Source organism: Rhodanobacter sp. FW101-FHT13A11, assembly GCF_058790335.1.
This window is the reverse complement of record NZ_JBYTCN010000002.1, coordinates 150671-158063: the sequence shown is the minus strand read 5'-3', so window position 1 is coordinate 158063 and position 7393 is coordinate 150671. Positions and strand designations below refer to the sequence as shown.

Annotated in this window: 7 protein-coding genes; 2 read left to right on the top strand and 5 right to left on the bottom strand. The window is 68.4% G+C overall.

The features are described from left to right. On the bottom strand, positions 1-94 hold a 94-nt coding region (locus AC3WRN_RS03280; protein WP_492622037.1), incomplete at its 3' end, for a transketolase-like TK C-terminal-containing protein. Between the two features lie 139 nt (positions 95-233). Then, positions 234-2240: a transketolase gene (gene tkt, locus AC3WRN_RS03275; protein WP_492621868.1), complete on the bottom strand. Its 2007-nt coding sequence runs from the start codon at positions 2238-2240 to the stop codon at positions 234-236. Positions 2241-2468: 228 nt separating this feature from the next. Here tkt and AC3WRN_RS03270 point away from each other — a divergent pair, with 228 nt between their 5' ends. Both AC3WRN_RS03270 and AC3WRN_RS03265 read left to right on the top strand, forming a co-directional pair. After that, complete coding sequence (locus AC3WRN_RS03270) at positions 2469-3101, top strand: outer membrane beta-barrel protein (protein ID WP_492621867.1); 633 nt, start codon at positions 2469-2471, stop codon at positions 3099-3101. A gap of 208 nt (positions 3102-3309) precedes the next feature. After that, positions 3310-3909: an outer membrane protein gene (locus AC3WRN_RS03265; protein ID WP_068097256.1), complete on the top strand. Its 600-nt coding sequence runs from the start codon at positions 3310-3312 to the stop codon at positions 3907-3909. A gap of 221 nt (positions 3910-4130) precedes the next feature. On the opposite strand, the gene AC3WRN_RS03260 is transcribed toward AC3WRN_RS03265, so the two are convergent. The 3 genes from AC3WRN_RS03260 to pyk all read right to left on the bottom strand — a co-directional run bounded on the left by AC3WRN_RS03260 (position 4131) and on the right by pyk (position 7300). Further along, positions 4131-5135, bottom strand: coding sequence for a class I fructose-bisphosphate aldolase (locus tag AC3WRN_RS03260; RefSeq protein ID WP_068097259.1), 1005 nt, complete (start codon positions 5133-5135; stop codon positions 4131-4133). 133 nt (positions 5136-5268) lie between these two features. Beyond that, positions 5269-5709: an energy transducer TonB gene (locus AC3WRN_RS03255; RefSeq protein WP_068097262.1), complete on the bottom strand. Its 441-nt coding sequence runs from the start codon at positions 5707-5709 to the stop codon at positions 5269-5271. Between the two features lie 118 nt (positions 5710-5827). Continuing rightward, positions 5828-7300 (bottom strand): pyruvate kinase, encoded by a 1473-nt coding sequence (gene pyk, locus AC3WRN_RS03250; protein WP_492621866.1) that lies wholly within the window; start codon positions 7298-7300, stop codon positions 5828-5830. Positions 7301-7393 lie beyond the last annotated feature (93 nt).

Genomic DNA, 7393 nt, shown 5'->3' with positions numbered 1-7393 from the left:
CCGCCTCCACCGCCACGCGGGCGCGGCACCAGGAAGGCAGCACGCCTTCGCGGTATTCCAGCGGCTGCGCATCGAACGCCTCGGTGCACGGCATCGACACCACGCGCACGGCCACGCCCTCCCTGCTGGGCCAGCGCGCCTGCTGCTCGCCTGATCCGTCACTGTAGGAGCGCACCCTGTGCGCGAATGCTTTTCGTCACGTGGCGGAAAAGCATCGCGCACAGGGTGCGCTCCTACACGGTGCGCTTCACCGCGTCGACCAGGTGCGCGACGGTGAAGCCGAAGTGCTCGAACAGCTGCGGCGCGGGGGCGGAGGCGCCGAACGTGGTCATGCCGACCACCTCGCCGTCCAGGCCGACGTACTTGCGCCAGAAGTCGGCACTGGCCGCCTCCACCGCCACGCGGGCGCGGCACCAGGAAGGCAGCACGCCTTCGCGGTATTCCAGCGGCTGCGCATCGAACACCTCGGTGCACGGCATCGACACCACGCGCACGGCCACGCCCTGCTGGGCCAGTGCGCGCGCGGCTTCCATCGCCAGTTCCACTTCCGAGCCGGTGGCGATCAGGATGGCCTGGAACCTGGTGTCCAGCGGATCGGACAGCACGTAGCCGCCGCGCGCGATGTCGGCCACTTGCTGCGCGCTGCGCTGCTGGTGCTTGAGGTTCTGCCGCGAGAACACCAGGCAGGCCGGGTTGCCCTTGCGCTCGATCGCCGCCTTCCACGACACCGCCGATTCCACCGCGTCGCACGGGCGCCACAGCTGGTTGTTCGGGATGCAGCGCAGCGAGGCCAGGTGCTCCACCGGCTGGTGGGTCGGGCCGTCCTCGCCCAGGCCGATCGAGTCGTGCGTGTAGACATGGATCGCATGGGCCGGGATCAGCGCGCTCATGCGCACCGCGTTGCGCGCGTAGTCGGAGAACACCAGGAACGTCGCGTCGTACGGGATGAAGCCGCCATGCAGGGCCAGGCCGTTGGCGATCGCGGTCATGCCGAACTCGCGCACGCCGTAGTAGACGTAGTTGCCCTTGCCGCCGGCGCTGTCGCCGGTGGCGGCGTCGAGGCTGCCCTTCCACTTGGTGAGGTTGGAGCCGGCCAGGTCGGCCGAACCGCCGATCAGCTCCGGCAGCAGCGGCGCGAACGCCTCGATGCTCATCTGGGAAGCCTTGCGCGAGGCCACTTCGGGACCGTCGGCCTGCAGCTTGTCGATGAACGCCTGCGACTTCGCGGCCCAGTCGGCCGGCAGCTCGCCGCGCATGCGGCGGTCGAACTCGGCGGCCAGCTCCGGATGGGCAGCGGCATAGGCCGCGAACGCCTCCTTCCAGGCCTGCTCGCTGGCCGCGCCAGCCTTGCGGTGATCCCAGCCGGCATAGATCCCGGCCGGGATCTCGAACGGCGCATGGTGCCAGCCCAGCTGTTCGCGGGCGGCGGCGATCTCGTCCTTGCCCAGCGGCGCGCCGTGGCTTTCCTCCTTGCCCTGCTTGTGCGGCGCCCCGAAGCCGATGATGGTCCTGGCGCAGATCAGGGTGGGCTTGTCGCCTTGCGCGGTAGCCTTCGCGATCGCCTGACTGATCGCCTCGGCATCATGCCCGTCCACGCCGCGGATCACGTTCCAGCCGTACGCCTCGAAGCGCGCCGGGGTATCGTCGGTGAACCAGCCGTGCACTTCGCCGTCGATCGAGATGCCGTTGTCGTCGTAGATCGCCACCAGCTTGCCCAGGCCCCAGGTGCCGGCCAGCGAGGCGACCTCGTGCGAGATGCCTTCCATCAGGCAGCCGTCGCCGAGGAAGACGTAGGTGTGGTGGTCGACCACGGCGTGGCCCGGGCGGTTGAAATGCGCCGCCAGCACCTTCTCGGCCAGCGCGAAGCCGACCGCGTTGGCCAGGCCCTGGCCGAGCGGGCCGGTGGTGGTTTCCACGCCGGGGGTTTCGCTGGCTTCCGGGTGGCCGGCGGTCTTCGAATGCAGCTGGCGGAAGCGCTTGAGCTGGTCCATCGGCAGGTCGAAGCCGGTCAGGTGCAGCAGCGCGTACTGCAGCATCGAACCGTGGCCGTTGGAGAGCACGAAGCGGTCGCGGTTGAACCACTTCGGGTTGGCCGGGTTGAACTTCAGGAAGTCGTTCCACAGCACCTCGGCGAGGTCGGCCATGCCCATCGGCATGCCCGGATGACCGGACTTGGCCGCTTCCACGGCATCCATGGCAAGGGCTCGCACGGCATTGGCGAGTTCGCGGCGGGTGGTCATCAGGCAGTCTCCGGCGGGTGCAAAAGCGCGCATTGTCGCCGATCCGGCCCCACGCTGTCGCCGGCGCCACGGGAATTAACTGCCGCTTAACCCCGGGCCATACGGTTCGAATGCCTTCAGCAAGGCCCCGTTATCAATACGCCCCGCAACGCCATCCCCAGGCGCTGCCCGACCGCGTGCGTCCTTCCCCGTGACCACCGGCCCGGCTCAAAAAAGTGGAGTATCCCCATGAAAAAGACTTTCCTTGCACTCGCCATCACCGCTGCCGCCCTGGGCACCCTGCCCGCCTTCGCGCAGGACAACCCGACCAACCCGGCGGCCGGCGGCAACTTCCAGCCGTCCCAGCCGATCGGCAGCGGCAACTGGTTCATCAACGGCAGCGTCGGCCAGGCGCACATGCGCGTGGGCCCGTACGGCGACCACCCCACCACCTACGCGCTCAACGGCGGCTACCGCTGGAAGGTGGGCCAGGATCTCGGCCTGGGCGTCGAGGTCGGCTACAACGACCTGGGCAATTTCAAGCTGAAGAACGCATTCAACAGCAACGCCGTCAACCTGACTTCGCAGCGCCAGGCCCTGCGCGGATGGACCGCCGGCGCCAACGGCAAGATCAACGTATGGCAGGGCCTGTACGTCAGCGGCCGCACCGGCATCTACGGCTGGAAGGGCGACGGCTACAGCAACCAGGACATCAATCGCCATCACCTGGATCGGGTCGACTACTACGCCGGTGCCGGCGTGGGCTACGACTTCAGCGAGCGCTTCGGCCTGGGCCTGGCCTATGACTACTACCACGCGAAGAAGGACCACATCGGCCTGAGCACCGATACGGCATCGCTGACCGCCGAGTACCGCTTCTGACGTACGGCCCGCATGGCGCGGCGCCCGCTGCCGCGCCATGCGGGATTGCCGGATTAACGAATGCTTAATACTGAACCAACCGGTATTGAATCTTCCGGCGCCCGCCCTATCTAAGCCTCAGGTGCGCCGCCCAGCCTGGGCGGCGCACCGCCAGCAGCGGCCACTCCCCCCTTGGGCCGACTGCCACGATAACAACTGGAGAAGCTCCATGAAAATGAAAAAGACCCTGCTTGCCCTCGCCCTCAGCACCGCCGGCCTGCTGGCCGTGCCCGCCGTGTTCGCACAGAGCGCGTCGACCCAAAACGGCGGCTGGTTCATCAACGGCAATGTCGGCCGCACCGCCATCAACCAGGGCCCGTACGACGGCCATGACACCGGCTATGCCCTCAACGGCGGCTATCGCTGGTCGCTGGCGCCGAACTTCTCGCTGGGTGCCGAAGTGGGTTACAACGACCTGGGCAATATCCATGCGAAGAACGTCTTCAACAGCCAGCCGGTGATCGCCCCGGGCAAGTCCCAGCTGCACGGCTGGACCGTCGGCGCGAACGGCCGCTTCGACCTCAGCCCGAACTGGTACGTCGGCGGTCGCGCCGGCCTCTACAGCTGGACCGGCCACGGCCTGAGCAACGACATCAACCCGATCAACAAGAGCCTGAGCTCCAACAGCTGGTACGCCGGTGCCGGGGTGGGCTACAACCTCACCAGCAACCTCAGCGTCGGCCTGAACTACGACTACTTCGACGCGAGCAAGCGCAACGTCGACCTGAGCACCGACATGGTCTCGGTCAGCGCGGAATACCGCTTCTGAGTTTCAATGTTCCATGCATCAAAAAAGGGCGCCTCACGGCGCCCTTTTTGCTGTAGGAGCCCGCTTGCGGGCGATGCCTTTGGGCCGAGACGACCGCACATCCGTCTGTTGAGAGCCGAGATTGGAGATTCGGCACTCGCAAAAGCCAAAGGCTTCGCCCGCAAGCGGGCTCCTACAACGCGGATCACTTGGCCGCCGTCAGGGACGGCGCTTCCGGATGATCAGCCGTTCCACTGCCCCAGCGCGGCCAGGCCGTTGTCGCGCGCACGCGCGTGCACGGTCTTCTGCGCCTCGGCGTAGTTCGCCTTCATGTCCTTCGCCCACAGCTTCAGCGCCGCCTGCTGCATGGCGCGGCCGTAGGAGAACGACAGCGGCCACGGGTGCGGGCCGATCTGGTTCATCGCGTTCAGGTGGGCGGTGGACTGCTGGTCGGTCTGGCCGCCGGAGAGGAACACGATGCCCGGCAGCGAGGCCGGCACGGTGGACTTCAGCACGCGCACGGTGGCCTCGGCGACTTCCTCGACGTCGGCCTGCTCGTCGCAGTCCTTGCCCGGGATCACCATGCTGACCTTGAGGATGGTGCCTTCCAGCATCACGTTCTGCTCGTACAGCGCGTTGAACAGGCTGCGCAGCACGGCTTCGTGCACCTCGTAGCTGACCTCGATGCTGTGGTCGCCGTCCATGATCACCTCGGGCTCGACCATCGGCACCAGGCCGGCTTCCTGGCACAGCGCGGCGTAGCGCGCCAGCACGTGGCAGTTCGCCTCGATCGCGGTGGAGCTGGGGTTTTCCTCGGAGATGTTGATCACCGCGCGCCACTTGGCGAACTGGGCGCCCAGCTTCACGTATTCCTGCAGGCGCTCGCGCAGGCCGTCGAGGCCTTCGGTGACCACGTCGCCGGGGAAGCCGGCCAGCGGCTGCGGGCCCTTGTCGACCTTGATGCCGGGGATGATGCCGTTCTTCTTCATCAGCTCGGTGAACGGCACGCCGTCGCGGGTCTTCTGGCGGATCGTCTCGTCGTACAGGATCGCGCCGGAGATGTGCTCGTTCAGGCTCGGCGTGGTCAGCAGCAGCTCGCGGTAGGCGCGGCGGTTTTCCTCGGTGTTTTCGATGCCGACGGCCTCGAAGCGCTTCTTGATGGTGTTGGTCGACTCGTCGATGGCGATGATGCCCTTGCCGGGCGCGACCATCGCCAGGGCGATGCTTTCGAGATCTTCAATACTCATGGCGACTCCGTGGCGCGGGGGCTCGCCGCCCGCACATGGTTGACGCCGCCTCGAGACCGGGGCGGCACGTTTCAAAACGGCGATTATAGGCCAGATTGGCGGCCGGACGTGCCGGGCCGCCGCGGGCCGGGGATCAGGCGCCGTAGCCGCCCAGCTTGCAGGCGTCCAGCAGATGCTGGCGCTGCGCCGGATCGGCCGGGGCGTTGAACGGCACGATGTAGTAGGTAGCCACCGGCTCGCTGATGCGGTTGGTCAGCGAGGGGCCGTAGCGGAAGTCGGACACCGCGCTGCGCGCGACCGGGCCCAGGTCGCTCTTGGGCGCCACCTTGACCACCTGCACATCCATCGGCACGCCGTCGGAGCCCACCGTGTAGGTCACCGCCGCGCAGCCCGGCTTGTCCAGGTTCAGCCCGCTGTTGGGCGCGACCGCCTTCACCTGGGTATTGAGCAGGATCCAGTAGCGGTACAGGTTCTGCTGGTCGACCTTGCGCGCCTGCGCCAGCACGGGTGCCGCGGCCCCCACGAGCAACGCCAGCAGCAGGCCCTGGCCCAGCGGACGAAACGACATTTTCATGGTGATCTCCTGTGCACGCGGCGGTCGGCCCAGAGTGTAACCGCCCCGGCGCCCGCCGGTGGTCGACGGCCGTCCGCCGGACAGCTGCGGGCCAGCCTGGGAGATCGCGAGCAGGCCGTTACAGGTCGCGCAGGCTCTCGACCGTGCCGTCGGGACCGACCGAGAGCAGCTTCAGCGTGTTGGTGCCGCCGACATGGCCGACGCGGTCGCCGTAGGTGATCACCACGCTGTCGCCCTCGACCAGCTTGCCCTGCTCGAACAGCAGCTGCACCGCGGCGCGGGTGGAGGCGGCCATGCTCTGGTTCTCGCCGTGGCTGAACTCCACCGGCTGCACGTCGCGCAGCACCAGCATGCGCCGGCGCGCCGCCCCGGACGGCGACATGCCGTAGATCGGCACCGCGCTGCGGTAGCGCGACAGCCACTGCGCGGTGGCGCCGGATTCGGTCAGCGCCACGATCGCCCGCACGCCGAGCTGGCCGGCCAGCACCATCGCGGCCAGCGCGATCGCCTGGTCGGTGCGGTTCATCTGGTGGCTGGCGCTGGCCAGGTCCTCCTTCGGTTCGAACTGGCGCTCGGCGCCGAGGCAGATCCGGGTCATCGCCGCCACCGCCTTGTCCGGGTGCGCGCCGGCGGCGGTTTCCTCCGACAACATCACCGCGTCGGTACCGTCGATCACCGCGTTGGCCACGTCCAGCACTTCGGCGCGGGTGGGGATCGGCGAGCGCACCATCGACTGCAGCATCTGGGTGGCGGTGATCACCGCGCGGTTGCGCTGCACCGTCTCGCGGATGATCTTCTTCTGCAGGCCGGGCAGCTCGGCGTCGCCGATCTCCACGCCGAGGTCGCCGCGCGCCACCATCACCACGTCGGAGGCGTCGATGATCTCGCCCAGCACCGGGATCGCGTCGGCGCGCTCGATCTTCGCCACCAGCGCGGCATTGCCGCCGGCCTCGTGCAGCAGGCGGCGGGCCTGGTGCATGTCCTCGGCCGAACGCACGAACGACACCGCGAGGAAATCCGCGCCGATCTCGGCGGCCAGCTTGATGTCAGCCTTGTCCTTGTCCGACAGCGCCGTCACCGACAGCCCGCCGCCCTGCCGGTTGAGCCCCTTGCGGTTGGACAGCTTGCCGCCGACCAGCACCTTGCAGCGCACTTCGGCGCCGGCCACCTCCTGCACGGTCAGCGCGACCAGGCCGTCGTCCAGCAGCAGCACGTCGCCGGCGTGCACGTCGTGCGGCAGGCCGTAGTAGCTCACGCCGACGCGGGTCGCATCGCCGGGCGGCGCGTCGGGGCGGCAATCCAGCACGAACGACGCACCGTCGGCGAGTTCCACCGGCCCGGCGGCGAACGTCTCGATGCGGATCTTCGGCCCCTGCAGGTCGGCCAGGATGCCCACCTCGCGCCCGGTGGCCAGCGACGCCGCGCGCACCGCGCTGGCGCGGGCGCGGTGATCGTCCGGCTGGCCGTGCGAAAGGTTCAGGCGGGCGACGTTGACGCCTTCGGCGATGATCCGCTCGAGCATGCCCGGCGCGTCGGTGGCGGGGCCGAGGGTGGCGACGATCTTGGTGCGGCGCAGGGGATTCTCGTTCATGCGCCGAGGCTAGCAGATGCCACGCGGCGCGCCATCACCCTGCATTCGTATGCATGCCGCCGATGTGTACCGGGGCACAGATGACGCCTCCGG